At 61.7% G+C, this 25,305-nt stretch carries 27 protein-coding genes; 20 read left to right on the plus strand and 7 right to left on the minus strand.

Annotation, left to right across the window (positions count from 1 at the left end; translation table 11 throughout):
- Window positions 1–26: 26 nt before the first annotated feature.
- Window positions 27–680, minus strand: a complete 654-nt coding sequence (locus NH195_RS13020; RefSeq protein WP_066707607.1) for a YjbF family lipoprotein — start codon at window positions 678–680, stop codon at window positions 27–29.
- On the minus strand, window positions 677–2,743 hold the full coding sequence (locus NH195_RS13025; protein ID WP_066708032.1) for a YjbH domain-containing protein: 2,067 nt from the start codon (window positions 2,741–2,743) through the stop codon (window positions 677–679). Before NH195_RS13025 ends, NH195_RS13020 begins: the two co-directional genes overlap by 4 nt.
- A 383-nt stretch (window positions 2,744–3,126) precedes the next feature.
- On the opposite strand from NH195_RS13025, the gene NH195_RS13030 reads away from it, so the two are divergent.
- Window positions 3,127–3,873, plus strand: coding sequence for a metallophosphoesterase family protein (locus tag NH195_RS13030; RefSeq protein WP_066707609.1), 747 nt, complete (start codon window positions 3,127–3,129; stop codon window positions 3,871–3,873).
- Between the two features lie 22 nt (window positions 3,874–3,895).
- Here NH195_RS13030 and NH195_RS13035 read toward each other — a convergent pair whose 3' ends face one another.
- Together NH195_RS13035 and NH195_RS13040 are read right to left on the minus strand one after the other, a co-directional pair.
- A complete protein-coding gene (locus NH195_RS13035; protein ID WP_066707612.1) occupies window positions 3,896–4,228 on the minus strand; it encodes a hypothetical protein in 333 nt (110 codons plus the stop codon).
- An 8-nt stretch (window positions 4,229–4,236) separates the two neighbouring features.
- Window positions 4,237–4,563: an ElaB/YgaM/YqjD family protein gene (locus NH195_RS13040; protein ID WP_066707617.1), complete on the minus strand. Its 327-nt coding sequence runs from the start codon at window positions 4,561–4,563 to the stop codon at window positions 4,237–4,239.
- A 156-nt stretch (window positions 4,564–4,719) separates the two neighbouring features.
- Here NH195_RS13040 and NH195_RS20905 point away from each other — a divergent pair, with 156 nt between their 5' ends.
- Both NH195_RS20905 and NH195_RS13045 read left to right on the plus strand, forming a co-directional pair.
- Window positions 4,720–4,893 (plus strand): DUF1328 domain-containing protein, encoded by a 174-nt coding sequence (locus NH195_RS20905; protein WP_081423923.1) that lies wholly within the window; start codon window positions 4,720–4,722, stop codon window positions 4,891–4,893.
- Between the two features lie 53 nt (window positions 4,894–4,946).
- Window positions 4,947–5,444: a Dps family protein gene (locus NH195_RS13045; RefSeq protein ID WP_066707620.1), complete on the plus strand. Its 498-nt coding sequence runs from the start codon at window positions 4,947–4,949 to the stop codon at window positions 5,442–5,444.
- Between the two features lie 78 nt (window positions 5,445–5,522).
- Here NH195_RS13045 and NH195_RS13050 read toward each other — a convergent pair whose 3' ends face one another.
- Entirely contained in the window at window positions 5,523–6,335 is an 813-nt protein-coding gene (locus NH195_RS13050) for a response regulator (RefSeq protein ID WP_066707623.1), read from the minus strand.
- Window positions 6,336–6,456: 121 nt separating this feature from the next.
- On the opposite strand from NH195_RS13050, the gene NH195_RS21240 reads away from it, so the two are divergent.
- From NH195_RS21240 to NH195_RS13060, 3 genes are read left to right on the plus strand one after another with little or no spacing between them, the layout of a single operon-like run.
- Window positions 6,457–6,609 carry a NepR family anti-sigma factor gene (locus NH195_RS21240; protein ID WP_155846176.1) on the plus strand — a complete coding sequence of 51 codons (153 nt, stop codon included), beginning with the start codon at window positions 6,457–6,459 and terminating at the stop codon, window positions 6,607–6,609.
- A complete protein-coding gene (locus NH195_RS13055; protein WP_066707626.1) occupies window positions 6,599–7,207 on the plus strand; it encodes an RNA polymerase sigma factor in 609 nt (202 codons plus the stop codon). The genes NH195_RS21240 and NH195_RS13055 overlap by 11 nt, the downstream gene beginning before the upstream one ends.
- Complete coding sequence (locus NH195_RS13060) at window positions 7,204–8,952, plus strand: sensor histidine kinase (protein ID WP_066707629.1); 1,749 nt, start codon at window positions 7,204–7,206, stop codon at window positions 8,950–8,952. The genes NH195_RS13055 and NH195_RS13060 overlap by 4 nt, the downstream gene beginning before the upstream one ends.
- Window positions 8,953–8,983: 31 nt before the next feature.
- On the opposite strand, the gene NH195_RS13065 is transcribed toward NH195_RS13060, so the two are convergent.
- Entirely contained in the window at window positions 8,984–9,970 is a 987-nt protein-coding gene (locus NH195_RS13065; protein WP_157779867.1) for an AI-2E family transporter, read from the minus strand.
- Window positions 9,971–10,158: 188 nt separating this feature from the next.
- On the opposite strand from NH195_RS13065, the gene NH195_RS13070 reads away from it, so the two are divergent.
- From NH195_RS13070 to NH195_RS13105, 8 genes are all read left to right on the plus strand, one after another.
- Window positions 10,159–10,899: an OB-fold-containig protein gene (locus NH195_RS13070; RefSeq protein WP_162265875.1), complete on the plus strand. Its 741-nt coding sequence runs from the start codon at window positions 10,159–10,161 to the stop codon at window positions 10,897–10,899.
- Window positions 10,900–10,949: 50 nt separating this feature from the next.
- A complete protein-coding gene (locus NH195_RS13075; RefSeq protein WP_066707635.1) occupies window positions 10,950–12,632 on the plus strand; it encodes a flotillin family protein in 1,683 nt (560 codons plus the stop codon).
- 121 nt (window positions 12,633–12,753) lie between these two features.
- Window positions 12,754–13,656, plus strand: a complete 903-nt coding sequence (locus tag NH195_RS13080) for a LysR family transcriptional regulator (RefSeq protein ID WP_066707638.1) — start codon at window positions 12,754–12,756, stop codon at window positions 13,654–13,656.
- A 118-nt stretch (window positions 13,657–13,774) separates the two neighbouring features.
- A complete protein-coding gene (locus NH195_RS13085) occupies window positions 13,775–14,941 on the plus strand; it encodes an ABC transporter substrate-binding protein (protein ID WP_238379756.1) in 1,167 nt (388 codons plus the stop codon).
- A 56-nt stretch (window positions 14,942–14,997) separates the two neighbouring features.
- Complete coding sequence (locus NH195_RS13090; protein ID WP_066707641.1) at window positions 14,998–15,981, plus strand: ABC transporter ATP-binding protein; 984 nt, start codon at window positions 14,998–15,000, stop codon at window positions 15,979–15,981.
- Window positions 15,978–16,931, plus strand: coding sequence for an ABC transporter permease (locus NH195_RS13095; protein ID WP_066707644.1), 954 nt, complete (start codon window positions 15,978–15,980; stop codon window positions 16,929–16,931). The genes NH195_RS13090 and NH195_RS13095 overlap by 4 nt, the downstream gene beginning before the upstream one ends.
- Window positions 16,921–17,730 (plus strand): ABC transporter permease, encoded by an 810-nt coding sequence (locus NH195_RS13100; protein WP_066707647.1) that lies wholly within the window; start codon window positions 16,921–16,923, stop codon window positions 17,728–17,730. Before NH195_RS13095 ends, NH195_RS13100 begins: the two co-directional genes overlap by 11 nt.
- Before the next feature lie 30 nt (window positions 17,731–17,760).
- A complete protein-coding gene (locus tag NH195_RS13105; RefSeq protein ID WP_066708037.1) occupies window positions 17,761–19,185 on the plus strand; it encodes a gamma-aminobutyraldehyde dehydrogenase in 1,425 nt (474 codons plus the stop codon).
- 142 nt (window positions 19,186–19,327) lie between these two features.
- On the opposite strand, the gene ppsA is transcribed toward NH195_RS13105, so the two are convergent.
- Entirely contained in the window at window positions 19,328–21,745 is a 2,418-nt protein-coding gene (gene ppsA / locus NH195_RS13110; RefSeq protein ID WP_066707649.1) for a phosphoenolpyruvate synthase, read from the minus strand.
- A 189-nt stretch (window positions 21,746–21,934) separates the two neighbouring features.
- On the opposite strand from ppsA, the gene atpD reads away from it, so the two are divergent.
- Genes atpD through NH195_RS13140 form a run of 6 tightly spaced genes read left to right on the plus strand, consistent with a single transcriptional unit; the run spans window position 21,935 to window position 25,304 of the window.
- On the plus strand, window positions 21,935–23,368 hold the full coding sequence (atpD, locus tag NH195_RS13115; protein WP_066707652.1) for a F0F1 ATP synthase subunit beta: 1,434 nt from the start codon (window positions 21,935–21,937) through the stop codon (window positions 23,366–23,368).
- Window positions 23,365–23,820: a F0F1 ATP synthase subunit epsilon gene (locus NH195_RS13120; protein WP_066707654.1), complete on the plus strand. Its 456-nt coding sequence runs from the start codon at window positions 23,365–23,367 to the stop codon at window positions 23,818–23,820. Before atpD ends, NH195_RS13120 begins: the two co-directional genes overlap by 4 nt.
- Window positions 23,817–24,101 (plus strand): AtpZ/AtpI family protein, encoded by a 285-nt coding sequence (locus NH195_RS13125; RefSeq protein WP_066707656.1) that lies wholly within the window; start codon window positions 23,817–23,819, stop codon window positions 24,099–24,101. The genes NH195_RS13120 and NH195_RS13125 overlap by 4 nt, the downstream gene beginning before the upstream one ends.
- Window positions 24,098–24,367 (plus strand): N-ATPase subunit AtpR, encoded by a 270-nt coding sequence (locus tag NH195_RS13130; RefSeq protein WP_066707657.1) that lies wholly within the window; start codon window positions 24,098–24,100, stop codon window positions 24,365–24,367. Before NH195_RS13125 ends, NH195_RS13130 begins: the two co-directional genes overlap by 4 nt.
- The gene (locus tag NH195_RS13135) at window positions 24,364–25,059 is read left to right on the plus strand and encodes a F0F1 ATP synthase subunit A (RefSeq protein WP_202906506.1); all 696 of its coding nucleotides are present in this window, start codon (window positions 24,364–24,366) and stop codon (window positions 25,057–25,059) included. Before NH195_RS13130 ends, NH195_RS13135 begins: the two co-directional genes overlap by 4 nt.
- Entirely contained in the window at window positions 25,056–25,304 is a 249-nt protein-coding gene (locus tag NH195_RS13140) for a F0F1 ATP synthase subunit C (protein ID WP_066707659.1), read from the plus strand. The genes NH195_RS13135 and NH195_RS13140 overlap by 4 nt, the downstream gene beginning before the upstream one ends.
- The last annotated feature ends 1 nt before the right edge of the window (window position 25,305 follow it).

Raw genomic sequence — 25,305 nt, forward strand, 5'->3', positions numbered from 1 at the left:
ACCCCTTTTTGTCGCAGGACTGAGTTTCAAGGTTTGATGAGCCGGAGGGCCAATTCACCGGTCTCCGTACTGACCCACTGACGTGACTGTACGATGGTCCGGGTGCCGCGCTCCACCCAGAACAGATTGCGAAAAGCCATCTGGCCGTTCCGGCAGGTTTCATAAAACAGCTCTGTGTCCGCGGTGTAACTTTCGCTGAGCTGAACGGGTTCCTGTTTCTCGCGGGTGATCTGACAGCGGAAGGCAAAGGTCTCGGCGGTGCTTCCTTCGGTGAGCAGGGTGACGAAACGTTCGGTGACAGTTTCCCGCCCGGATGTGAGGGCCGCCCGCGTGGCTCGCGCATCCGCCGCGAGCTGATCGTCGCCGAAGCCGCGCGTGGCAATCAACATCCCGTCCTTCATCCCAAGAGACAGCCGGTCCGGAGAAATCCAGGTTTCCTCGCCCCTGGCATTGACCGTCTGGCGCAGGAAGATCGTGTAGGCGTTTTCGCCGTTCTGAAGCCCGGCCACATAGCCCGGGGCTCCTGAGCGTTGGGCCGCGAGAAAGTCGGCTCCGGGTTCGAACCCTTTGGAACGGTTGAAGAATTGCTGGGCGAGCGCGGACTGGTTCGGGTCCGACGAACAGCCGCTCAGCACCGCGACAAAGCCGAGCAGGAGTGCGATGCGGGTCTTCACGCTCATCTCCAGAACCTCCCCCAACGGTCTTCCAGCTCGTTTGTCTGGCTGGCCCTGACCACCTCGTAAAGCCGGTTGCGCACATCGAGCCGCGCACCTCCGTCGCGCTGGACCGGGCGGATGGTCGTGCCATAGCCGCCTTGCACCGGCGCGCCGCTCAGCCAGTCGATCGGGACGGTGAAGCGAATCCCCTTGTCGAAGGAGCCTTCGCCGAAATCGTCGAAGGAGACATCGGTGAGGGTGAAAAAGGCGCCGACCCGGAAGCCATTGTCGAATTCGCGGTCGAGAGAAAACGTCGCGCCATAATCCCCGGCGAGATAGCGCCCGACATCGACCTGGCCGAGATAGCCGCGACCGAAATCGTAATAGACCGAGGCATGGCCGGTCACGATGTCGTACTCCTGAAATCCGAAGAGCTGATCGAATTCCCTCTGTTTCGCGTAGTTCACTTCGGCACCAAGCGCGAGCGGACCGTTGACCGGTTTCCAGAGCAGTTCCGTGGACAGGCCCCCATACATGGTTTCCAGATAACCCGCGGTCACCCGGCCAAAGAGGTTTTTGCCGGGGCGGAAGAAATATTCCGCCGTGAGATGCTTGATCTCCAGATCGGATTGCTTGGCATATTCGACGATATCGGTGCGCACATGGGGCAGGACCGAATTGGACGGACGGGTGCTTTCGTCGAGGTTGCCGATGACCGGCTGCCGGATTGCCCCGGAAAAGATCAGCCCGCGCATCGGCTTGAAGGCGGCTTCGGCCTGAAGACCCAGATCGGCGCGCAGGGGGCTGTCGGGGTCGAACAGCGCGGGGTCGAGATAGGGGCTCAGACGCCAGTCGAATTTGGGATAGGTCCCGGTAATCGTCGCAGCCTCCGTACGGGGCGCGTCCTCGAAACCGGCGCGGGCATAGCTGCGCCAACTGCCATCGAGATCGTATTCCAGCGCTTCGAGATCGTCGCGGCGCAGGGTGGTGCGCGCGGTGGTCATCCCGTTCGCGGTGCTTTCCACGCGAAAGGTCGTCACCGTCTCGGGCAGATGATTGGCCAGAACCCGGGCCGTGCGGCCGAGCGTCTGGGCCTCGGCCGGATAACGCCCGTTGGCAATGCGCACCGTGGCGGTCGCGCCCTCGACCGTGATGCCTTCGAGCGTGATGCCCTGATCCCGGAGCGCGGCGGACAGGGGGCTGTTGCCGGTCTGAACACTGCCTTCATTCCAAGACAGCGCCGCGGCGCTCTGGCGCGGCATGAGGGCTGGCGGGGCTTCTTCGATGCCGCTGGCATAGGCGGGGGTCCGTGGGTTGATCGGCAGGCTGGCCATGAAGCCGATCTCGGAGCCGTGCAGCGCATAGACCGTCAGATCCGCCCCGTTGTCGAACCCGTAGGACAGCGCGGCATTGACGGGGGTCTTGTGCTGGAAACCGGCATTCGCGACCTCGGTTTCATAGGCATCGGAGGAATATTCCAGTTTGAAGGACAGGCGTGGATTGATCTGATAGGCCAGCCCGCCAAACAGCGCCGCATCGCCATGGAACCACTGGTCCACGTCGAGCTGCCCGGTGTCGCCACCTGCGCCTTGCACCTCAGAACGGGTCTTGAAACTGTCGGAGAGCGCGCCCAGAGGGTTCGAAAAGCCGCCATAGCTGCCCAGACGCCCCCAACCGATCCCGCCGGTGACCGCCAGGCGGTCGTCCATGAAATGTTTGGTGGCCGCGATATATTCCGACCCGTATAGCCCGGTGCCCCCGAAGTCGCGGAGGCCGATCACCATCGAAGGGCGCAGCTCGGTTTCCACGGCGAAAAGATAGCCCAGATCGAAGCTCCGGTCGTATCGCGTGGTGCCCGCCCCATCGAAGGCGTCGACAATCGCATAACGGAAACTCCCGAAAACCCGAGGCGTGATCTGAAAACTGAGGTTGTACTTCTGCGTGCCGCTATGGAAAGCCGTCGACAGTTGCAGGGTGCCATCTTCGAAGACATCGCCGGAGGGCATGTCGATGAGACCGGGAGTACCGAACTCGGAGACCGGAAACTTGAGTTCCACATCCTGGCTCAGAGCGGGTGTGGCGGACATGGCTGCGGAGACCCAAAGCCCATGAAAATATTTATGAAACGTCACTCCGCACCTCAAGCTTTTGGAGTCGTATAGCTTGCCTGACCCGACATGAAAACTCTCCTCTATATTGTGCGGCAGAGGATGTGCCGTCAAACAGGTCATATTGTGTCATTTGCATCGGTCGGCGCTTTTTCGCTCTTAAATTCAGCGGAGAAATGTCGTTGGCGTCTGCGGCAGGGGGGGCGCGCCCGGTGTTGAAACAGGGGAAAGGACCTCTGGAAACCCGTGCGCAGAGACCATAGCTTTTGCAGGCAGAAGGCGATGGGGGCTGCCCCGTCGAAAGCCGAGCTGAAAGGACCGCCCTAGTGCTCAGACATTTGTTCCGCCGCAGCAGGCCCCAGATGACGGAGGCGCCGCTCCCGCAGCGTTTCGATGGGGGCGCTCCGGTGCCCGAGGGGGCGCTGGCCATTGTCGGGGATCTTCATGGCCAGCTTGCCTGTCTGGACAGGATGATCGACCAACTGTCCGAGCGCGCCGGATCGTCGCGCTGGATTTTCGTCGGTGATTTCATTGATCGCGGGGACCACAGCGCCGAGGTCCTCGACCGTCTCAGGACGCTCGAATCGGACCGTCCCGACACGGTGTTCCTCCTCGGCAACCACGAAGAGATGATGCTGGCTTTCCTGAGGGACCCTGAACAGGCTGGGAACCGCTGGATGCGCCATGGCGGATTGCAGACCATGGCAAGTTTCGGGTCGTTCCAGCTTGGGGTGCAAAATGCGCCCGAGGCGTTGCGCGTCGCGCGGGACCGGCTTGTGGAGGTCATGCCCGAGGGGTTGCAGACCTGGCTCGCCGGGCGACCGCGGTGGTTCGAAAGCGGCAATGTGGCCGTGGTGCACGCCGGGGCCGATCCCGCGACGCCGATGGGATTGCAAAAGGATCAGTCCCTGACATGGGGGCACCGCGCTTTTGGGCAGCAGGCCCGCAAAGACGGTGTCTGGGTCGTGCATGGCCATACAATCGTCGATCTGCCACAGGAGAAGAACGGTGTCATTTCCATAGACACCGGGGCCTATGCGACGGGGCGTTTGACGGCAGCGTTGATCGCCGACGGCCATGTCGAATTCGTGCAGGCCCGAGCGCAGTGATGCGTCGGAGCCTCTTGAGCGTTCATCTGCGCATGGATCTGCCGGCCTGGACCCCTTCTCCGAACGCCAGAGCGATACGTGCGAAGAGATCTTGTTGCGTTGGACCGGAGGGGGACGCGAGCGGTGTCGGGGGCGTCTGACGTTTCGTGGCGAGAGCCAGGGCCATGAGGCCGGCGCCGACGTAAAGCAGCCCGATCACGAGAGCGGCGAATTGTGCGCCGTGCAGGGCGGAAAGCACGAGCCAGGCTGCGACGGTCAGAAAACCGGTCCCGACCAAAAGCAGGAGCAGTCCGACCGAGGCCCAGGCCGCACGACGTGCGCCCCGGGCCACTCTTGTGTGAACGGCGTTCAGCATGAGAGGCCTCAGCGACGCGCGGTCAGAAGGCCGACGAGAAAGCCGACACCCGCCGCGATTCCGACCGAGGCCGCCGGATTGGCACGCACTGCCTGTTCCGCGCCGGTATAGGCGTCGCGGGCCTGTTTGCGGGCGTGCTGGGCGGTTTCCGCGCCTTTCTTCTTCGCGGCTTCATAGGTCTCTTCCGCGGTGGCGCCGATCTGCTCTTTCTGAGCGCGGCCATAGTCTGCCAGCGTGCTGGTCAGCGCCGCCACATCGGCTTTCAGGGTTTCGAGTTGAGCCGAAAGATCTGCAGACGTTTGTTCGACGGCATCATTGGTTTGAACGCGAGCCATGATCAGTCTCCTTTTCGTTTCCATGTTGCCGACCCAACGCGCAGACCGATCAGAATGTTCCGGGAAACCCGTTCGGAACCAATCCATGAAAGCCTGCGTTGACTCCCCAGACCGCGTCAGTTGACGCACCAAACAATCGCAACTTAGGAGGCTCCCATGCTTGGCTGGGCACTTACTTTTCTGATCGTCGCGATTATCGCCGGGGTTTTTGGCTTCGGTGGCATCGCAAGCGCATCCGCCGGGATCGCGCAAATCCTGTTCTTCATCTTCATCGCCCTGTTCCTTCTGGCGATGGTCGCGCGTGCGGTTCGGGGCAAGCCGCCGGTTTGATCCGGTGCACCCCTGTCCCCCTTCGCCAACATCACATTTGAAAGGAACGCATCATGGCAGATATTCTTGAAACAACTCCCGCAGCGACATCGGTCAAAACCGGGGTGAAATCCCCGAAACCCGTGGCAACGGGTCTCGCGCAGGTGCTGACGGACACCTACACGCTGCTCCTGAAGACCCATATCTATCACTGGAACGTCGAAGGCCCGTTGTTCTACAGCATTCACACGCTGACCGAGGAACAATACGATGCACTGTTCGCGGCGACCGACGAGTTGGCCGAACGCATCCGCGCGCTTGGGCAACTGGCGCCGATGTCGGTGAGCGATGTTCTGGGGGGCGCGAAACTCAAGGACGCGCCCAAGTCGCCGAGCGCCCATGACATGGTGGCCGATTTGGCGTCCGACCACGAACATCTCGCGGCCCAGATGCACAAGCTGATCAAGCTCGCGGAAGAGCATGATGACGATGTGACGGCCGATCTGGCGACCGCGCGCGCGGCATTTCATGAGAAAGCGGCCTGGATGCTTCGGGCGATTGCGAAATCGTAACGTCCTGAACGCCTGTCATAACAAACGCCCCGCCGGGAGACCGACGGGGCGTTTTCATGTCGAACGGATCGGTGTCGCTCAGGACACCAGGGTTTCCGTGCTCGAAAAGAACATTGCCTGCGACACGGCGGAGCGCACCTGTTCCTCGCTGTAGGGTTTGGTGATGACGAAAGCCGGTTCCGGGCGTTCGCCGGTCAGAAGACGTTCGGGGAAGGCGGTGATGAAGATCACCGGAATGTCGGCGGCGCTCTTGAGGATGTCGTTCACGGCGTCGATGCCCGACGAGCCATCGGCGAGCTGGATGTCGGAAAGGATCAGATCGGGGCGGGTTTCCGCAGCAAGTTTCACCGCTTCGCTGGCGATGCTGGCCACACCGGTGATCTGATGGCCCATGTCCGCCACGATGCCCTGAAGATCGAGCGCGATGATGGCTTCGTCCTCGATCACCATGACGCGGCCCTGAATGCTGTCGACCATTTCCGTTTCCGCGACACTCAACAGGTGTTCGACCTCATCGGCATCGGTGCCCATGATTTCGGCCACCTCGTCGAGGGTGAATTCCTCGATTGTGTGTAGCAAAAGCGCCTCGCGGGTGTTGGGCGTCAGGCGGCGCAGGTGGGCCTGGGCGCGTTTGGCGAGCCCTGTCTCGTCCTCGCCCGTCGGCGCACCGGCACTCGACCAGATCAGGTGAAATGCGTGGAACAAAGCCACTTTCGGGCTTTCGATCTGATCGAACACCGAACGATCGCTCAGCAGCGCCTCAAGCGTGGTCGCCGCGTATTTGTCCCCGGTCTGCTGGTCTCCGGTCAACGCACGCGCATAGCGGCGCAGATAGGGTAGAAGGCTGGCCACAACCAGGGACAGTTTCTTCTCTGTCGGAGCTGTCGACATAAATTTCGTCCTTTTTTCGATTTTCTCGGAACCGAACGCAAAGGAGACGCGTTTGGTTCCCAAAAGGGTGTTAATTTTTTCGGGATGTCATCTCCCAAGGTGGCCCGAGACGGGAAAGACAATGGCGCAGCACAGATCAAAACACGAGCTCGACGAGCAAATCGAGGCAAACCTCAAAAGAGTTTATCAAAAGACGCTGGAAGAAGAGATTCCTGACCGGTTTCTTGACCTGCTTGAGAAACTCAAGGAACAGGATGCCCAGAATGACCAGTGAGGACAGTTCGACCCGGAGTGGCCTTGATAACGGCGCCGCACTCGATCCGCGCGAGGAGATCGTCACCCATCTGCCCGCAATGCGTGCCTTTGCCCTCAGCCTTACCCGGAATCCGTCGCAAGCGGACGATCTTGTGCAGGATGCGGTGATCAAGGCCTGGAAGAACCTGTCGTCCTTTCAGGTCGGCACCAACATGCGGGCCTGGCTTTTCACCATCCTGCGCAACACTTTCTATTCCGACCGGCGCAAGAGAAAGCGCGAGGTGCAGGACACGGATGGCGTCTTCGCGGCCACGCTTGCCAAGAAGCCGGATCATGACGGGCGCCTCGCAATGGCCGATTTCGAAGCCGCCTTCGTGCAGCTCAAGGCCGAACAGCGTGAGGCACTGATGCTTGTGGGCGCGATGGGCTTTTCCTATGAGGAAGCCGCCGAGACCTGTGACGTGGCGGTGGGCACGATCAAGAGCCGGGTCAACCGCGCGCGGCAGCGGCTTACGGAACTGATGGAACTCGAAGAAGGTGAAACCCTTGAGTTGACCGATCAGGAGACCATGGCCGTGATGAGTTCCGCCGTGCCGAGCCGGGGGACTGCTGCGTGACGGCGAAAAACTGGCGTGGTTACGTCGACGGTTTGGGATTGCGCATCGCGGCGCTGCTGTCGATTGCGCTGTTCCCGATCGGTTTGATCGCCGTTTCGATCACGCATCAGTTTTCCGAGGCCGCAGACGAGCGGGCGCAAAGCAACCTGCTGGCGCTGACGGCGCAGGCCGCAGCGGGGGAGGAGGCCTTGATCCGCACCGGCTTCGGTTCCACGGATGCGCTCGCGGCGGTGATCCCGTCGATCGAGGCCGACACGTCGGCCTGCAATCGGATTTTCGTGGATTTCATTGCCGATAATCAGGCGTTTTCCTTTGCCGGCTATGTCGGGACGGATGGTATCCTGAAATGCGGATCGAGCGCGGTCGGTTACGATTTCAAGGGGCGCGAAGTCTATCAGGGCATGATGCAGCATCCCGGCCCGCGCAGCGATCTGATTTTCAATGCGCCGATCAGCAAGACATCGGTCATCGTCCTGTCCGCGCCGGTCTATCGCGACGGCGCCTTCGATGGCTATGTGACCGTTTCCCTGCCACATAACGAAACCCGAATGAAGCTGGAGAACCAGCCGGTCGACCGACCGGTGGATCTCATCACCTTCAACAATGAGGGCGAAATTTTGAGTGCGGCCGGAGGATTGCAGGGCGTGGTCGGGGAATTACCCGCCGGGCGTCCGCTCGTCGGTTTGGCCGGGCAGTATCGCTTTTCCTTCACAGGTCAGACCAACGATGGCGAGGAGCGGGTCTTTGCCGTGGTTCCGATCCTGCGCGATCAGGTTTACGCCATCGGCAGTTGGCCGCAGGAGCGGCTCTCGGTTGCGCCGGGTCTGTCCATTGCTTCGCCGATGTTCTTTCCGATCGCCATGTGGCTGACCAGTCTCGGTGTGGCCTATTTCGCGGTGCACCGGCTGGTGATCAAGCCGATCCGTCGCCTGAGCCGTGACATGCGCGATTTCGCCGTCACGCGGCGCCACGAACAGCGTTCCCGGGACACCGGACTGCCGCGTGAGCTGCGCGAAATCGACCAAACCTGGCACAATCTGGCGGAAACCGTGATAAGGGACGAGGCGGAGCTCGAGGACACGATTCACGACAAATCCGTGTTGCTCAAGGAGGTCCATCACCGGGTCAAGAACAACCTGCAACTGATCGCCTCCATCGTGAACATGAAGGTGCGCAAGGCGAAAACCCCCGAGGCGCGCTTTGCCCTCAAGGAGGTGCAGGGCCGTGTGATGAGCATCGCGACGGTGCACCGTAGTCTGTATGAGACCACGACCGAAGGCCGGGTGCGCGCCGACGAGCTGATGCGCAGTACCATCGGCAAGCTGGTCAGCGCCAGCGTCGCCAATGAGGCGCATCTGAAAAGCACGGAGGAGTATGATCCGGTCGTGCTCTATCCCGATCAGGCGGTGCCTTTGTCCCTGTTGGCCACCGAGGCCACGACCAATGCGCTGAAATACATCGGTCGCCCTGAGGAGGGCATGCCCAGGATCGAGGTGCGGCTGAAGACGCTCGAACCGGGCACTGCGCGTTTGATCGTGTCCAATACCAAGGGGACGCCGCTTTTGCCACCCGAACAGGTGAGCGGCACAGGGCTTGGCACCAATCTGATCAAGGCGTTCGCCCAGCAGCTTGGCGGCAAGCTGGAGGTCGAGGACGGTGATGTTTTCTTTAGCGTCGTCGTGGATTTCCCGATTGCTTCCTTTGACGAGGCGCAAAGGGACAGCGAGATCGTCGAAGTGGACTGAGCCACGGAGGCTGCGCGCTGAACCGGGCGCCTCAGGACGTGTACGGTGTTTCGGGTCCAAGCCCCCGGAACACCGCCAATCCCCAGACCAGAAGCGGAATGGCGATAAACCCGCCGACCGGCCCCCAGAGCCAGAGCCAGAAGCACAGCGACAGAAACACCAGGAGCGGATTGACCTGCATATGTCGTCCGACAAGTGTCGGCGTAACGAATTGCCCTTCGAGGGTGTTCAGCGCGACGAATGTCAGCGGCGGCAGCAATGATGCGGCTCCGTCAAAGGCCATGATGCCCGCGATCAGCAGCGATACGGCGACCATCGCCGGGCCGATATAGAGGATGAAATTCATCAGTGCTGCAACGACACCCCAGAGCAGTGCGCCCGGAAGGCCCATGGCCGCAAAGGCCCCGGCGACGATCGCTCCGAAACAGGTGTTGATCAACGTGATGGTCAGGAAATAGCGCGATACCCGCGCGTCCGCATCGTGCAGACAATCGAGCGACGGTCCTTCGGGATGCAGTTTTGCAAGCCCCGCGTAAACCTCGTCCCGCGACAGAAGGATGAAGAACAGCGCACCGGCAAAGAGCAGAATCTGGGCGATCAGCGAGGGGGCGGCAAAGAGCGCATCTCCGAGTGAGGGCAGGGCCACGGATTGTGCCCCGTCCGAGCCGGAGGTGTCGGGCGCGATCGTGTCCTGCACCTCCTTGGTCACGTCGCTGATCCCGCGAAACACCTGGCGCAGGTGGCTGAGGCCCTCTCTCAACTCGTATTTGATACTCGGGATTTGCGCATAGGCCTGTTCGACCACCGGTTCGGCCAGAAAGAACAGGGCCGCGATCAGTGCCAGCACGGAGGCAAAACTCATCAGCGCGCCCATCGCCGGCGGCACACCGAGACGTTTCCAGAAGGCGGAGACCGGCGAGAGCACCACGGCACAGACAAAAGCTAGGACGAAGGGCGCAAGCAGGGCTTGCGACAGATCAAGTGCCGCGATCACGGCAATGAGCGTCAAGATGATCAAGGCCCAATGCCCTCGCGCGCTTCGCGTCATATTATGGTCTCCATTTTGCATCACAACGCGCGGCACGGCGGCCGGGTTCCGAAGCACGGTCGATCGCAGCTTGATTGCGGCCTGCCGAGACCATAACTTCAACGCAGACCGTCAGGCTCCCATTGCGCTGGGCCGACGCTAGGATGGTGCTGTTTCATATGTCTTTTCTCGAACCCGAGATTTTCCCCTTTCTGATCGCTGCCGGGCTTGTCCTGTTTCTTCTGGTCCTCGAACTTCTGTTGCTGACAACCGGCCTGTCGAGCGGGGCGCCCGCGGCGGAATTGGGCGAGATGCCGGATCTCGATGTGGACCTTGCCGGGATGAGTGCGCCGGAGTTGGCGGCCGAACTGGAGGTGCCGGTCGATCTGGCCGCCGAGATCGAGATCGGACTGGCTGAGGCAGAGCTTCCCGAAGTGTCCGGTGAGGGCGCCTCGGTCCCGTCTTCCGGTGGGCTTCCCGATTTTCTCGGACTGCGCAAGCAACCCCTGACCATCTGGCTGGCGATTTTCCTCGCGCTCTTCGCGGGGACGGGGCTTGCGCTGCAATCCGGGATGATGGCCGTATTCGGTCAGATGTTGCCGCGCCTCGCCGCCGTGCCGCTGGCGCTCATCCCCGCGCTTGGGCTCACCCGGACCCTCTCCGGCGCACTGGCACGTCTGATCCCGCGCGATGAAACCGCCGCGATTTCCGAGCGCAGCCTCGGGCGCCGACGCGGCACCGTCATCGTCGGGACCGCCCGGCGCGGCAGTCCGGCGCAGGTGCGGATTACCGACGGTTACGGCAACACTCATTACGCCATGCTGGAGCCGCTCTCCGACAGGGACGAAATCCCGCAAGGGGCGGAAGTGCTCGTCCTGCGACCGCGCGGTGGAGAGTTGCGCCTCGTTCAGCTCGGGTGACACATCCTCAGACTTATGACCCACCACACTCTTGAAACAGGATATTCCAGATGAATCTCATTCTTGGCGTTGCCATGCCCTTCCTGCTCATCATCGTCGCGTTCCTCGTCGTGGCGCTGGCCTTCGCGCGCATGTACAAACGCTCCACCCGCGAGGTCAGCCTTGTGAAAACCGGTACGGGCGGGCGCAAGGTGATCATCGACGGCGGCACTCTGGTGGTGCCGGTGTTGCATGAGGTCACCCGTATCAACATGCGGACCACCCGGCTTGAGGTGCGCCGCGACGGCAATTCCGCTCTGATCACCAAGGACCGTATGCGGGTCGATGTCGGCGTGGAATTCTACGTCACGGTGCAGGCGACCGAAGAGGGCATCGCGCGCGCCGCCCAGACGCTGGGCGACCGGACGTTCGACGAACGCGCGCTGCGCGAGATGGTCGAGGGCAAGCTGGTCGATGGTCTGCGTGCCGTGGCGGCCAAGATGGATCTCGACGATCTGCACGAGAATCGGGCGAATTTTGTCCAGCAGGTGCAGCAGACGGTCACCGAAGACCTGCGCAAGAACGGTCTCGAACTCGAATCCGTGTCGCTGACCGCGCTCGATCAGACTCCGCTCGATGGGCTTGATGAGAACAACGTGTTCAACGCCGAAGGTTTGAAGAACCAGGCGGAGCGTATCGCCGACAGCCGCAAACAGCGTGCGGCCATTGAGGCGGAGGCTGAGGTTGCCGTGGCACGCTCGCGTCAGGAAGCGGAGGTCAAACGCTACGAGGTCGAGCGTGAGCAGGAAGAGGCCCGCGTTGCCCAGCGTGTGAAAATGGAAGAACTCGGCGCGCGAGAAGCTGCCGAGAAAGCCCGCAAGCATGAAGAAGCCGCGACAGCCGCCGAACAGGCCCGGATTGCGCGCGAGAAATCCATCGAGATCGCCGAGCAGGAGCGCCGCAAGGCGATTGAGATCGCCGAACAGGAGCGTCAGATCGCGGTGGCCGAGAAATCCGAGGCCGAAAGCCAGGCCCGCGCGCGCGCCGATCTGGCGAAGGCCGATGCGATCAAGGCGACCGAATCCATCGAAACGGAGCGTCGCGTGGCGGAAGGGGAGCGTCAGAAACGCCTGACCATCCTTGCCGCAGAGGAAGAGGCCGAGAGAAACGCGACCTCGATCCGGGTGGCGGCGAAGGCCGAACGCGAAGCGGCGGACGACCGGGCGGCGGCGATGCGCGAACTGGCGCAGGCGGAAGCCGACAAGGTGACGATCCGCGCCGAGGCCGAAAAGGCCGAACAGCTTGCCCAGGCCGACGGGATGCGCGCCCAGAAACTCGCCGAGGCCGAAGGGACGCGGGCGCTGGCCGAGGCGGAAAACGGCTTGTCGGCGGCGATCATCGACTTCCGTCTCGCCAAGGCGCGGCTTGAAGCCATGCCGCAGATCGTCGCCGAAATGGTGAAACCGGCGGAGAAAATCGGCGGTATCACCATTCACAAGGTCGACGGCCTGACCGGTGGCGGGGTCTCGGGTGTCGAGGCGCCGAAATCCGGGGGCGACGGGCTGGTCAATCAGGCCTTCGACGAGATGCGCAAGATGGCGTTCCAGCTTCCGGCGCTCGATGCGATCGGCAAGCAGGTCGGCTTGAACATGGAAAAGGGCATGGGCCAGATGGTGGCGGATGTGCTCGACGTGCCAGCGCCTGTGACGCCCGCGCCGACAGCCGCCGAAAAACCGGCGGTTCCGGAGGCATAAGCCTCATTCCGCTGGTTTCACGGATATGATGGGCGGTCGCGACGGGAGAGATCCCTTCGCGACCGTTTGCTTTCCGCCAAGGCAATAGACAGGGCGGTCCGGCGCGCGTTAAGGACATCGCATGGCCTTCACACTCAAACAGCTTCGCTATTTCATCGCGGTCGCCGAGAGCGGCACCGTGTCGGGTGCGGCCCAGGCGCTCGCAATTTCGCAATCCGCCGTCACGGAGGCGATCCGGGAGCTGGAGGCGGATCTCGGTGTGCCGCTCTTCACTCGCCATCCGCGCGGTCTCGACATCACCCACAAGGGGCATCAGTTCCTGCGTCACGCGACCGGGATTCTGGCGGGCGTGTCGGATGCGCGCCACGCCCTGACGCAGGAGAGTGAAGACCTGACGGGGACGCTTCATGTCGGGGTAACTTCGCTCGTGGCGGGCTATGTCCTGTCGGATATTCTCGCGCGATTTCGCCGCGCCAACCCGCAGGTGGAGGTGACGGCGCTGGAGGATACGGGCGACTATCTTGAGCACCTTTTGGTCGGTGGCGAGTTGGATGTGGCGGTGATGGTGACCACCAATATGCGCGACCGCATGGCGCTTCAGACCGAGATCATCGACACCTCGCCCTATCAGCTCTGGCTGCCGAACGGGCATGAGTTGACGACTCGTCCATCAGTGTCGATTGAGGACCTGACGGATGAGCCGATGATCATGCTCAGGATCGACGAGATCGAGGAGGCGACGCGCAAACTCCTGTCGGCTTTCGGGGCGCGTCCGCGCGTGGCGTTTCGCACCCGGTCGGTGGAGGCGGTGCGGTCGCTGGTCGCGACGGGGGCGGGAATCGCGCTTTTGCCGGAGATGGTGTATCGCCGCTGGTCTCTCGAAGGGGACCGCATTGTGTCCAGAGATGTCTCGGGAAGCCTACCTGTTGTGCAGGTTGGAATCGTCTGGCGCAAGGGGGCGCCCCTCACGCGGGTGACGCGCGAATTTATTCTGGCGGCACAAACCCATAAAAACACAAAGTAAAATTACGGTATCAAAATTTCCGATACCCAAAACCTGAGAATTGAATTTGTGAAACCGATAAGAGTTTCACAGGCTTGTGCGCAAGGGAGAGCAACCTCCCATCGCAACAGGGAAAGCCATGATGACACAGATTTTCAAGGCCTGCGTGTCGGGCCTCGCGCTCACCGCGGCCACCGCCGTTCCGCTCCAGGCCGCCGATATGATGACCGAGCTTGGAACGGGCGAAGGCGCCGTCTCCATCGTCGCCTGGCCGGGCTATATCGAGCGCGGTGAAACCGATCCGGCCTTTGACTGGGTGACCAAATTCGAAGAGGCCACCAGCTGTAAGGTCGAGATCAAGACCGCGAACACCTCCGACGAGATGGTCGCACTGATGAACGAAGGCGGGTTCGACCTTGTGACCGCCTCCGGCGACGCCTCGCTGCGCCTCATCGCGGGCGGGCGGGTTCAGTCGATCAACACTGATCTGATCCCGAGCTGGGCGCGGGTCGATGACCGCCTGAAAGATGCGCCCTGGCACACCGTCAAAGGCACGCATTACGGCACACCCTTCATGTGGGGGCCGAATGTGTTGATGTACAACACCGAAGCCTTCCCCGAAGCGCCGACGAGCTGGAGCGTGGTGTTCGAAGAGATGACTCTTGCCGATGGCGAAAGCAACAAGGGCCGGGTGCAGGCCTATGACGGGCCGATCTATGTGGCCGACGCCGCGATGTACCTGATGGCGCATCAGCCGGAGCTGGGCATCACCAGCCCCTATGAACTCAATGAAGATCAATACGCCGCAGCACTCGATCTTCTCCGCACCCAGCGCACACTGGTGTCGCGCTACTGGCATGACGCCTTCATCCAGATTGATGACTTCAAGAACGAAGGTATGGTTGCTTCGTCGTCCTGGCCCTTCATGGTCAATCTCTTGAAGGCTGACGGTGTGGCGGTCGCCTCCGTGATCCCGGAAGAGGGCGCGACGGGCTGGGCCGATACGCTCATGCTGCATAGCGAGGCGGCGCATCCGAACTGTGCCTATATGTTCATGGAGCACTCCCTGAACTCCAACCTGCAATCCGACCTTTCCGTCTGGTTCGGCGCCGTACCGTCCGTGCCGGAGGCCTGTGCCGACGGTTCGGGCATGCAGACCGCCGAGGGCTGTTCCGAGAACGGCCTCGACGATTTCGACAAGATCCGCTTCTGGCAAACTCCTGTGTCGAGCTGTGAAAGCCAGGGTAGCTGTGTGCCTTATTACCGCTGGGTCTCCGACTACATCGGTGTGATCGGCGGCCGCTGATCTTAAAACCGCCCGGACCCAGGAGCGGTCCGGGCGCCCTCCCTGAAAGACCAAAGATGACTGATGCAGTAACCTTCCGGGGCGTGTCGCGCCATTTCGGAATTGTGAAAGCCGTGGATGAGGTGGATCTCTCGATCCGCGATGGCGAGTTTTTTGCCATGCTCGGGCCGTCGGGCTCCGGCAAGACCACCTGCCTGCGCCTGATCGCTGGCTTCGAACAGCCGACCGCGGGCCATATCGAGATTTTCGGCGAACGCGCCGAGGGTGTGCCGCCTTACCTGCGCAATGTGAACACTGTGTTCCAGAACTACGCGCTCTTCCCGCATATGAATGTGCGCGACAACGTGGCCTTCGGGCTTCGGGTCAAGGGCGTCGGCCGCGCCGAACGTCACCGTGCCGCGGAAGAGGCTTTGGAGCTTGTCGAGCTGGGCGGCTATGGCAATCGTCGTGCAGGCGAGCTTTCGGGCGGGCAGCGTCAACGCGTGGCTCTGGCCCGTGCGCTGGTCAACAAACCGCGCGTCGTTTTGCTCGACGAACCTCTGGGCGCGCTCGATCTCAAGCTGCGCGAACAGATGCAGGAAGAGCTGCGGAAATTGCAGCGCGCTTTGGGGTTGACCTTCGTGTTCGTCACCCACGATCAGGACGAGGCCCTGTCGATGGCCGATCGTGTCGCGGTGTTTGCCGAGGGTAAAATCCAGCAGGTCGGCACCTCCGAGGACATCTATCGCCGTCCCAACACCCGCTTCGTGGCGGATTTCGTCGGCTCGTCGAATGTGCTTCCCGCTGATCTGGTGGGGGCGGGCGCGTCGGGGCAATGGGCCTCTCTGCGTCCTGAAGATGTTGTGCTTGATGCCTCCGGGCGTGAAGCCACGGTGACGGGGCGTTATTTCCACGGGCGTGTCACGAAGCTCTCGCTGGATCTGGCGGGCCAGAGCCTCACCGCCCTGATCCCGGCCCGGGAGGATGCGCCCGAGATCGGTGAGACGACAAAGATTTCCTGGGACCCGGCCCGCGTGCATGTGATGGGGCAGGGCGCATGAGCGATCTCTCCTCAAATGCGGCCATTTTTGCCCCGCGTTCCGGCCCGCTGGCGCGCACGGTCGACTGGATCATCCGTCACCCGCGGATGTTCACCTTCCTCATGGTGCTGCCGATCACGCTTTGGTTGGGCATCGTCTATATCGGGGCTCTGATCGCGCTTCTGATCCAGAGTTTCTTCTCCATCGACGAGTTCTCCGGCATCATCGTGCATGAGGTCACGCTCAAGACCTATGGCGAGCTTTTGCGGCCCTATAACCTCGACATCATCCTGCGCACGGTTGGCATGGCCGCGGCCGTTACTGTAGCCGCCGCGATTGTCGCCTTTCCCATCGCCTATTTCGCGGCGCGTTACGCCAAGGGGAAATGGAAGGCGCTGTTCTATATCGGCGTGATGCTGCCCCTGTGGTCAAGCTATCTCGTGAAGGTCTACGCTTGGAAACTTGTGCTCGCGAAGGAGGGCATTCTGAACTGGGTCTTTGCCAAGCTGCATCTGACCTGGCTTTTGGACGGGGTCCTGTCGATCCCGGTGATTGGCGGCAATTCCCTGTCCGTGAGCTATATCGGCACCTTCCTCGTGTTTCTCTACATCTGGCTGCCCTATATGATCATCCCGGTGCAGGCCTCTCTGGAACGTGTGTCCAAAGACCTGACCGAAGCCGCCGCCGATCTGGGCGCGACGCCCAAGCAAAGCTTTCGCATGGTGCTGTTTCCGCTCGCACTTCCGGGTGTTGTGGCGGGTTCCATCTTCACCTTTTCCCTGACGCTCGGCGATTACATCGTGCCGCAGATCGTCGGCAACTCGCGCCTCTTCATCGGGCAGGCGGTCTATACCCAACAGGGCACCGCCGGGAACATCCCGCTCGCCGCCGCTTTCACCGTGGTGCCGATCGTGATCATGGGGATTTATCTCTGGGGCGCGCGCAAAATGGGGGCTTTCGATGCACTCTGACACCCGTTCACCTCTGGGCCTGAAAATTGCCGCCTTCGGAGGCTTGTTCTTTCTCCTCGCTCCCATCGCGCTCATCTTCCTCTATGCGTTTTCGACCGAAGAAAAGAGCTTTCAATGGCCGCCGCCCGGTTTCACCACCAAATGGATCGGCGTCACCTTGGGGCGCGCGGATGTGTGGCAGGCCATGGGACTTTCCGTCAAAGTTGCCGCGATCTCGACCGTTCTGGCGCTTCTCCTCGGCACGCTGACTGCTGCCGCTGTGGCCCGGTCCAAATTCTTCGGACGCGAAACCATTTCGCTTCTGGTGATCCTCCCCATCGCTTTGCCGGGGATCATCACCGGGATTTCACTGCGGTCCGCGTTTTCGCTTCTGGACATTCCGTTCAGCACTTGGACCATCGTTTTGGGGCACGCGACCTTTTGTATCGTGATCGTCTACAACAACGCGGTGGCCCGGTTCCGGCGGACCTCCGGCGCGCTGATCGACGCCTCTATGGATTTGGGGGCGGATGGCTTGCAGACCTTCCGCCTCGTGATCCTGCCCAATATCGCAACCGCTTTGCTGGCGGGGGGGATGCTGGCCTTTGCCCTCAGTTTCGATGAGGTCATCGTCACCACATTCACCGCCGGCAACCAGACCACCTTGCCGATCTGGATGCTCGAAGAGCTCGTCCGCCCGCGCCAACGCCCTGTGACCAATGTGGTCGCCATGGCGGTCGTGATCGTGACGGTCCTTCCGATCCTTGCGGCCTATTATCTGACCAAAGACGGCGAACACACCGCCGGTTCCGAGAAATAAGAACAGGGAGACACCCCCATGACGACCCTCATGAGCACGCAAATGCTGATCGGCGCGAAACTCGTTTCCGGCACCGAGACCGAGGAAAACATCCTCAATCCGCGCACGGGAGAGATCATCACGACCCTGCCGGAGGCCTCGCTGGCGCAGGTCGAAGAGGCGGTTTCGGCGGCCGAGAAGGCCTTTGAAGGCTGGTCCCGCACCACGCCCGCCGAGCGCTCCGGCTATCTGTTGAAGATCGCCGATAAGATCGAGGCGGAGGCGGAAAACCTCGCCGCGCTCGAAGCGCTCAACTGCGGCAAACCCGGTCCTATGGCGCTGGGCGACGAGTTGCCCGCGATCATCGACTGTTTCCGGTTTTTCGCAGGTGCTGTGCGCTGCATGACCGGGCCTGTGGCTGGCGAATATCTTGCGGGCCATACCTCGATGATCCGCCGTGACCCCATCGGGATCGTCGCCTCCATCGCGCCGTGGAACTATCCGCTGATGATGATGGCATGGAAAATCGCGCCCGCCATCGGGGCGGGCAACACGGTGGTGTTCAAACCCTCCGAGCAGACCCCGTTGACAGCCCTTGCCATGGCGAAAATCTTTGCCGAGGTCCTGCCGGAAGGTGTGGTGAATATCATTCTCGGACGTGGTGAGACGGTCGGTTCCGCTCTGATCAACCACCCGAAAGTGGCCATGATTTCGCTCACTGGCGACATCGCGACAGGGCGCAAGATTTTGGAAGCCGCGAACAAGACGATCAAACGCACCCATCTCGAACTGGGCGGCAAAGCGCCGGTCATCGTGTTCAACGATGCCGATCTTGAGGCTACGGTGGCGGGGCTTCGTGCGTTCAGCTTCTACAATGCGGGTCAGGACTGTACTGCCGCCTGCCGCATTTATGTTCAAGGCGAGGTTTACGACAAATTCGTCGCCGATCTGACCGACACGGTCGCCGACATTCCCTTTGGCAACGAGGACGACAGCCTCAACGAGATCGGCCCGCTGATTTCCTTGCGGCAACGCGACCGGGTGGCGAGTTTCGTGGCGCGTGCGCGCGAGGCCAATCATATCGAGATCACCACCGGCGGCGAGATTCCCGAGGGTCCGGGCTATTACTACAAACCGACCGTGGTCGCTGGTGCGCTCCAAACCGACGAGATTGTGCGGCGCGAGGTGTTTGGTCCAGTGGTGTCCGTCACCCGGTTTGACGAGCCGGAAGAGGCGATCAAATGGGCGAATGACAGCGATTACGGCCTCGCCTCCTCGGTCTGGACCAAGGATGTCTCCAAGGGCATGCAGGTCGCGGCCAAGCTTCAGTACGGTTGCACCTGGGTGAATACCCATTTCATGCTCGCCAACGAAATGCCGCACGGGGGCATGAAGCAATCGGGCTATGGCAAGGATATGTCGTCTTACGCGCTCGAAGACTATTCGGTCGTGCGTCATGTGATGGTCGCGCATTGACGGGACGCTGACGGGCGATGTCAGGCACCGCCCGTCTGGTGTTTCTTTGGGGGGGGGGCGTGCAGCACCAGCCCGATCCGGCCTTCATTGCACATGAAAAGGGCACCGGTTTCGGTACCCTTTGTCGTGGTCAAAGCCGGTTTCAACTCCCGGTGTCTTCCGCCGCTTTCACATTGGCTTTCACCGACAGGAAGCTGTCCGGTGTGACGGAAATCGTGTCGATCCCCGCCTCGACCAAAAGCCGCGCAAAGCCCGGATCGTTGCTCGGCGCCTGACCGCAGAGACCGACCTTGCGCCCTTTGGCATGGGCTTTCTCGATCACCGTGCGGATCATCCAGAGCACCGCAGGATCGCGTTCGTCGAACTGATCTGCGAGCGCCTCCGAATCGCGGTCGATGCCGAGGGTGAGCTGCGTCAGGTCGTTCGATCCGATGGAGAAGCCGTCGAACCGGTCGGCAAAGGCATCGGCGCTGATGACGTTCGAGGGGATTTCGCACATCACATAGACCTGAAGCCCGTTTTCGCCGCGTTTCAGCCCGTTTTCTTCCATGACGGCAAGCACCTTGTCGGCCTCGTCGAGGGTGCGGCAGAACGGGATCATCACGATCACATTATCGAACCCCATGTCTTCGCGAAGTTTTTTGATCGCTTTGCATTCAAGCGCGAAACCGTCCTTGTAGGCGTCCGAATAATACCGCGATGCGCCCCGGAACCCGATCATCGGGTTGCTTTCCTTGGGCTCGAACGTCGCGCCGCCCAGAAGGTCGGCATATTCGTTGGTCTTGAAATCGCTCATGCGGATGATGGTCGGCGTCGGATAATAGACGGCGGCAATCCGCGAGAGGCCCATGGCGAGCTTGTCGACGAAATATTCCGTCCGGTCGGCATAGCCGCAGGTCAGCGCGTCGATCTGCGCCTTGACCTCTTTGGTCGGGAGCTGGTCGTAGCGGGTGAGCGCGAGCGGGTGGACCTTCACCTCGTTGTTGATGACGAATTCCATCCGTGCGAGACCCACGCCCTCCGCAGGCAGCCGCCACCACCGCATTGCGGCGGCCGGGTTGGCGAGGTTGAGCATGACGCGGGTTTTCGTTTCGGGCACGTCGTCGAGATGAATCTCACTGACGGAGACCTCGGCTTTGCCCTCGTAAATCACCCCGTCCTCGCCCTCGGCGCAGGAAACGGTGATGCTTTGACCGTCGTGCAGCACACGGGTCGCATCGCCCGTGCCGACAATGGCCGGAACCCCCAGTTCGCGGCTGATGATCGCGGCATGCGAGGTCCGTCCGCCATGGTCCGTCACAATGGCGGACGCGCGTTTCATGATCGGCACCCAGTCGGGGTCGGTCGTCGAGGTCACAAGCACCGATCCGTCGACGAAACGGTCGATATGTTCGGCACTCTTGATGATGCAGACCTCGCCGGTGGCAACCGCCTCCCCGACGCTGAGACCTTTGGCGAGTACCTTGCCATGATCGCCGACCTTGTAGGATTTCATCGCCCCGGCCTTGGCATGCGACTGTACGGTTTCGGGACGCGCCTGCACAATGTAGAGTGTGCCGTCCTCGCCGTCACGCGCCCATTCCATGTCCATCGGACATCCGTAATGTGCCTCGATGGTCGTCGCCATGCGCGCGAGTTCGAGGATTTCAGCGTCGTTCAGCACAAAGCTTTCCCGCTCCGCAAGCGAGGTTGGCACATTGCGCGTGGCGGCATTCTTGCCGCTGTCCTTTCCTGTGCCGTAGATCATCTTGATCTCTTTCGCTCCGAGCGCCTTGTGGATGATCGGCGTGGTGCCTTTCTTGTCGAGGAAGGGTTTGTAGACCTGATATTCGTCCGGGCTCACGGCCCCTTGCACCACATTCTCGCCAAGCCCCCAAGCGGCGGTGATGAGCGCGACCTTGTCGAAGCCGCTTTCGGTGTCGAGCGAGAACATCACGCCCGAGCCGCCGATGTCAGAGCGCACCATGAGTTGCACGCCGACGGAGAGCGCGACATCGAGATGGTCGAACCCCTTGAGTTCGCGATAGGTGATCGCGCGGTCGGTGAACAGCGAGGCGTAACACCGTCGACAGGCCGACAGAAGCGCCTCTTCACCGACAACGTTCAGGAAGGTTTCCTGTTGCCCGGCGAAACTCGCGTCCGGAAGGTCTTCGGCGGTCGCAGAGGACCGCACCGCGACCGACGGGTTCTCGCGCCCGACACGACGCCCCAACTCACGATAGGCCTCGCGAATGTCAGTCTCGATCTGTTTCGGCCAAGACCCGGAGCGGATGATCGCCCGGATCGCACTCCCGGCTTCGGCCAGGGTCGACCGCCCATCGGCCAGTTTGCCAAGCTCTTGCTCAAGCTTGTCACCGAAATTATTGGCCCCGAGGAACATGCGATAGGCCTCTGCGGTGGTGGCAAACCCCGGTGGCACACGAATGTCCGCCGCGCTCAGGGAGTGCAGCATTTCGCCCAAAGATGAGTTTTTGCCCCCAACCTTGGCGACATCGCCGCGTTTGAGATGTTCAAGCCATATGAGCGTGTCGCTGGTCGATTTCACATCAGAATAGGTCATGATCTTCCTCCCGTCTTTTCGGGTGGGACCATAGCAGAGTTCCGGTTTTCGAGGTATGACGTGCGTCAATTCACGAGTATTTTACCTCAGTTGCTCCATTTTTGCGCAGGTCGGACGCGGAGGAAACAGTGTGAAATTCTGAAACCTCCCCATATAGTTACCAAAGACTCGGGCTTTGGAGGTCGCGCGATGACCGGTGAACTGGGCGAAACAGGCCAGACTGTGACAGGGACTGTGGTGGCTGTCCGCGGGGCGGTTGTGGATGTCGCTTTTCCGAAGGCGGCGCTGCCTGCCCTCAACGACGCCCTGCGTATCGACGATCCGGCCTTGATCCTCGAAGTTCAATCGCAGCTCGACGATGAAACCGTGCGCTGTATCGCGCTGCAATCGACCAACGGCTTGCGGCGGGGGGCGGACGCTCTGGCGCTCGGAGGGCCGATCGAGGTGCCTGTGGGGGAGGCCGTGCTTGGGCGTCTGCTCGATGTCACGGGCAAGGCCGGGGACAAGAAAGAGCCGCTGCCCGACAATGCGCCTCGCAAACCCATTCACAGAAATCCTCCGCCGTTTCGCGCCGAGGCCGGTGCGGCGGAGATTTTCCGGACGGGCATCAAGGTTATCGACCTTCTGACCCCTCTGGCGCAGGGCGGCAAGGCTGCGATGTTCGGGGGGGCGGGCGTCGGCAAGACCGTTTTGGTCATGGAACTGATCCGCGCCATGGTTGCGGGCTACAACGGGATTTCGGTGTTCTCCGGCATTGGCGAGCGGTCGCGCGAAGGCCATGAGATGTTGCTGGAAATGACCCAGACCGGAGTTCTGGATCGGACTGTCCTCGTCTATGGACAGATGAACGAACCGCCCGGCGCGCGCTGGCGGGTGCCTTTGACGGCGCTGACCATTGCCGAGCATTTCCGGGATGAGGAGCAAAAGAATGTGCTCCTGTTGATGGACAATGTGTTCCGCTTTGTGCAGGCGGGCTCCGAGGTCTCGGGGCTTTTGGGGCGTCTGCCGTCGCGTGTGGGCTATCAACCGACGCTCGCGACCGAAGTGGCGCAGTTGCAGGAGCGGATCGCCTCCGTGGGCAGTGCCGCCGTGACCGCTGTCGAGGCCGTCTATGTGCCCGCCGACGATTTCACCGACCCAGCGGTGACGACCATCGCGGGGCATGTGGATTCCATGGTGGTGTTGTCGCGCGCGATGGCCGCCGATGGCATGTACCCGGCGGTCGATCCGATTGCCTCTTCGTCCGTGTTGCTCGATCCGCTTTTGCTGGGCGAGGACCATGTTGCGGTGGCGACGGATGTGCGTCGCGCCATCGAACATTACCGCGAATTGCAGGATGTGATCTCGCTTTTGGGCATGGAGGAGCTGGGCCGCGAAGATCGCCGCATCGTCGAGCGTGCCAGACGGTTGCAACGTTTCCTGACCCAGCCGTTTTCCGTCACCGAGGCCTTCACCGGCATGAAGGGGCGTTCCGTCGATCTCAAGGACACCATCGCCGGATGTCGTGCCATTCTCGACGGCGAGGCGGACGAGTGGGACGAGGCGTCGCTTTACATGATCGGCACCATCGAAGAGGCGCGCGAAAAAGAGGAGGCTGCCCGCAAGGGGCAGAGTGCCGCATGACGCTCGAACTGACGATCACGACCCCGATGGAGGTGCTGGTCGATCATCTGCCGGTGCGTTCTCTGCGGGCCGAGGACGCAAGTGGCAGTTTCGGCATTCTGCCCGGTCACAGCGATGTCCTGACCGTTCTGACCGCCTCCGTGCTGCGCTGGAAAACCGCCGAAGGACAGGCGGGGTTCTGTGCCGTCGGCCCCGGTCTTTTGACCGTTTCCGGTGGAGACCGGGTCGATATTGCCTGCCGCAAGGCGATCCCAGGAGAGGCGCTGGAGGTGCTCGAGCAGGAGGTTCGGCATTTCAAGCAAGGAGAGACGGAGGCGGATCGTCAGGCGCGTGTCGAACAGATGCGGCTTCATGCCAATGCCGTGCGCCAGATGATGCGCTTCCTGCGCCCCGACCGGCCCGGTGTGCTCGACCATCCGCCTTCCGTGACACCGACAGGGGGCGAGACATGACCGCCCCCCGCCCCCCGCATGACGATGTCGAACAGGCCGCCCGCCGCGCCGTCGCACGCGAGAAAATGGGCCGCGCCGTGCCGGAACCCTCGCTCGGCGCCCGTTTGGGGCAGATCGGCATTCTCGGCTGGGCCATCGTGACGCCGATCCTGATCGGTATCGTTTTGGGACGCCTTGCGGATCGGCATTTCGAGACGGGGATTTTCTTTACCGCGCCCGCGATCTTTATCGGTGCAGGCATCGGGTTTTACAGCGCATGGAAATGGATGCACAGCCAATGACCGAGCAAACCTATATCCTTCTCGGCCTGCTTCTCGGCTTTGCCGTTGGTCTTCTGCATTTCGCCTCGCTCAGACGCGTGACGGCGATGTATCTGTCGGGCACCTCCACGGCGCGCGCGATCATTCTGCAACTTGGGCGCCTCGTTCTGGTTGCCGCTCTGCTCGTGTTCCTTGCGCTGAAAGGCGCGCTGCCCTTGCTGGCCGGGGCGGGGGGGCTGCTCCTTGCCCGCATCGTCATCCTGCGCCGCAGCCGGAAGGAGGGATGATGGACAACCCGCTTTCCATTGAGCCGCTTTTCCACATCGGCCCGGTGCCCATCACCCAGCCGGTCGTGGTCACATGGGCGATCATGCTGGCGCTTGGGGTGTTTTCCTATGTCGCCACGCGGCATCTCAGGATCGTCCCCACGAAAACCCAGACCGTTCTGGAGCTTTTCGTCACCACCATCGAGGGGCAGGTGCGCGATGTGATGAATGGCGATCCGAAACCCTATCGCACGTTGATCGGGACGATATTCCTGTTCATTCTTGTGGCCAACTGGTCCTCGCTCATTCCGGGGATCGAGCCGCCCACGGCGCATATCGAAACCGACGCCGCACTGGCGCTCATCGTTTTCGTCGCCATTCTCAGGTTCGGCATCGGGTCGCGCGGGGTCAGGGGCTATCTCGCCACCTTCGCAGAGCCCACCTGGGTGATGATCCCGCTCAACATCGTCGAACAGATCACCCGCACCTTTTCCCTCATCGTGCGCCTTTTCGGCAATGTCATGAGTGGGGTCTTCGTGATCAGCATCGTGCTTTCTCTTGCCGGTCTGTTTGTGCCGATCCCGCTCATGGCGCTCGATCTGCTCACTGGCACGGTGCAGGCCTATATCTTCGCCATTCTCGCCACGGTCTTCATCGGCGCGGCCGTCGCCGAGACTCCATCCCCCCAGTCAAAGGAGGACATATCCCAATGACCGAAAATCTCATCGAAGTCGCCTCGGTTCTGGCCGCGGCCATTGCCGTCGGTCTCGGCTCTATCGGTCCCGCTTTGGGCGAAGGCCGCGCGGTGGCCGCCGCGATGGACGCCATCGCCCGTCAGCCCGAAGCCGCAGGGACGCTCAGCCGAACACTGTTCGTCGGTCTCGCGATGATCGAGACCATGGCCATCTACGCGCTGGTGATCGCGCTTCTGGTGCTGTTCGCCAACCCCTTCGTCTGAG

Source organism: Celeribacter ethanolicus, assembly GCF_001550095.1.
GTDB lineage: Bacteria > Pseudomonadota > Alphaproteobacteria > Rhodobacterales > Rhodobacteraceae > Celeribacter > Celeribacter ethanolicus.

Coding starts and splice junctions, on each gene's coding strand:
- NH195_RS13100 (WP_066707647.1), top strand. CDS start 16,921: ATGCACTCTGACACCCGTTCACCTCTGGGCCTGAAAATTGCCGCCTTC.
- NH195_RS13055 (WP_066707626.1), top strand. CDS start 6,599: ATGACCAGTGAGGACAGTTCGACCCGGAGTGGCCTTGATAACGGCGCC.
- NH195_RS13040 (WP_066707617.1), bottom strand. CDS start 4,563: ATGGCTCGCGTTCAAACCAATGATGCCGTCGAACAAACGTCTGCAGAT.
- NH195_RS21240 (WP_155846176.1), top strand. CDS start 6,457: ATGGCGCAGCACAGATCAAAACACGAGCTCGACGAGCAAATCGAGGCA.
- NH195_RS13135 (WP_202906506.1), top strand. CDS start 24,364: ATGATGGACAACCCGCTTTCCATTGAGCCGCTTTTCCACATCGGCCCG.
- NH195_RS13130 (WP_066707657.1), top strand. CDS start 24,098: ATGACCGAGCAAACCTATATCCTTCTCGGCCTGCTTCTCGGCTTTGCC.
- NH195_RS13095 (WP_066707644.1), top strand. CDS start 15,978: ATGAGCGATCTCTCCTCAAATGCGGCCATTTTTGCCCCGCGTTCCGGC.
- NH195_RS13140 (WP_066707659.1), top strand. CDS start 25,056: ATGACCGAAAATCTCATCGAAGTCGCCTCGGTTCTGGCCGCGGCCATT.
- NH195_RS13080 (WP_066707638.1), top strand. CDS start 12,754: ATGGCCTTCACACTCAAACAGCTTCGCTATTTCATCGCGGTCGCCGAG.
- NH195_RS13050 (WP_066707623.1), bottom strand. CDS start 6,335: ATGTCGACAGCTCCGACAGAGAAGAAACTGTCCCTGGTTGTGGCCAGC.
- atpD (WP_066707652.1), top strand. CDS start 21,935: ATGACCGGTGAACTGGGCGAAACAGGCCAGACTGTGACAGGGACTGTG.
- NH195_RS13035 (WP_066707612.1), bottom strand. CDS start 4,228: ATGCTGAACGCCGTTCACACAAGAGTGGCCCGGGGCGCACGTCGTGCG.
- NH195_RS13020 (WP_066707607.1), bottom strand. CDS start 680: ATGAGCGTGAAGACCCGCATCGCACTCCTGCTCGGCTTTGTCGCGGTG.
- NH195_RS13090 (WP_066707641.1), top strand. CDS start 14,998: ATGACTGATGCAGTAACCTTCCGGGGCGTGTCGCGCCATTTCGGAATT.
- NH195_RS13030 (WP_066707609.1), top strand. CDS start 3,127: ATGACGGAGGCGCCGCTCCCGCAGCGTTTCGATGGGGGCGCTCCGGTG.
- NH195_RS13125 (WP_066707656.1), top strand. CDS start 23,817: ATGACCGCCCCCCGCCCCCCGCATGACGATGTCGAACAGGCCGCCCGC.
- NH195_RS13085 (WP_238379756.1), top strand. CDS start 13,775: ATGATGACACAGATTTTCAAGGCCTGCGTGTCGGGCCTCGCGCTCACC.
- NH195_RS13105 (WP_066708037.1), top strand. CDS start 17,761: ATGAGCACGCAAATGCTGATCGGCGCGAAACTCGTTTCCGGCACCGAG.
- NH195_RS13075 (WP_066707635.1), top strand. CDS start 10,950: ATGAATCTCATTCTTGGCGTTGCCATGCCCTTCCTGCTCATCATCGTC.
- NH195_RS13120 (WP_066707654.1), top strand. CDS start 23,365: ATGACGCTCGAACTGACGATCACGACCCCGATGGAGGTGCTGGTCGAT.
- NH195_RS13070 (WP_162265875.1), top strand. CDS start 10,159: ATGTCTTTTCTCGAACCCGAGATTTTCCCCTTTCTGATCGCTGCCGGG.
- NH195_RS13025 (WP_066708032.1), bottom strand. CDS start 2,743: ATGTCCGCCACACCCGCTCTGAGCCAGGATGTGGAACTCAAGTTTCCG.
- ppsA (WP_066707649.1), bottom strand. CDS start 21,745: ATGACCTATTCTGATGTGAAATCGACCAGCGACACGCTCATATGGCTT.
- NH195_RS20905 (WP_081423923.1), top strand. CDS start 4,720: ATGCTTGGCTGGGCACTTACTTTTCTGATCGTCGCGATTATCGCCGGG.
- NH195_RS13045 (WP_066707620.1), top strand. CDS start 4,947: ATGGCAGATATTCTTGAAACAACTCCCGCAGCGACATCGGTCAAAACC.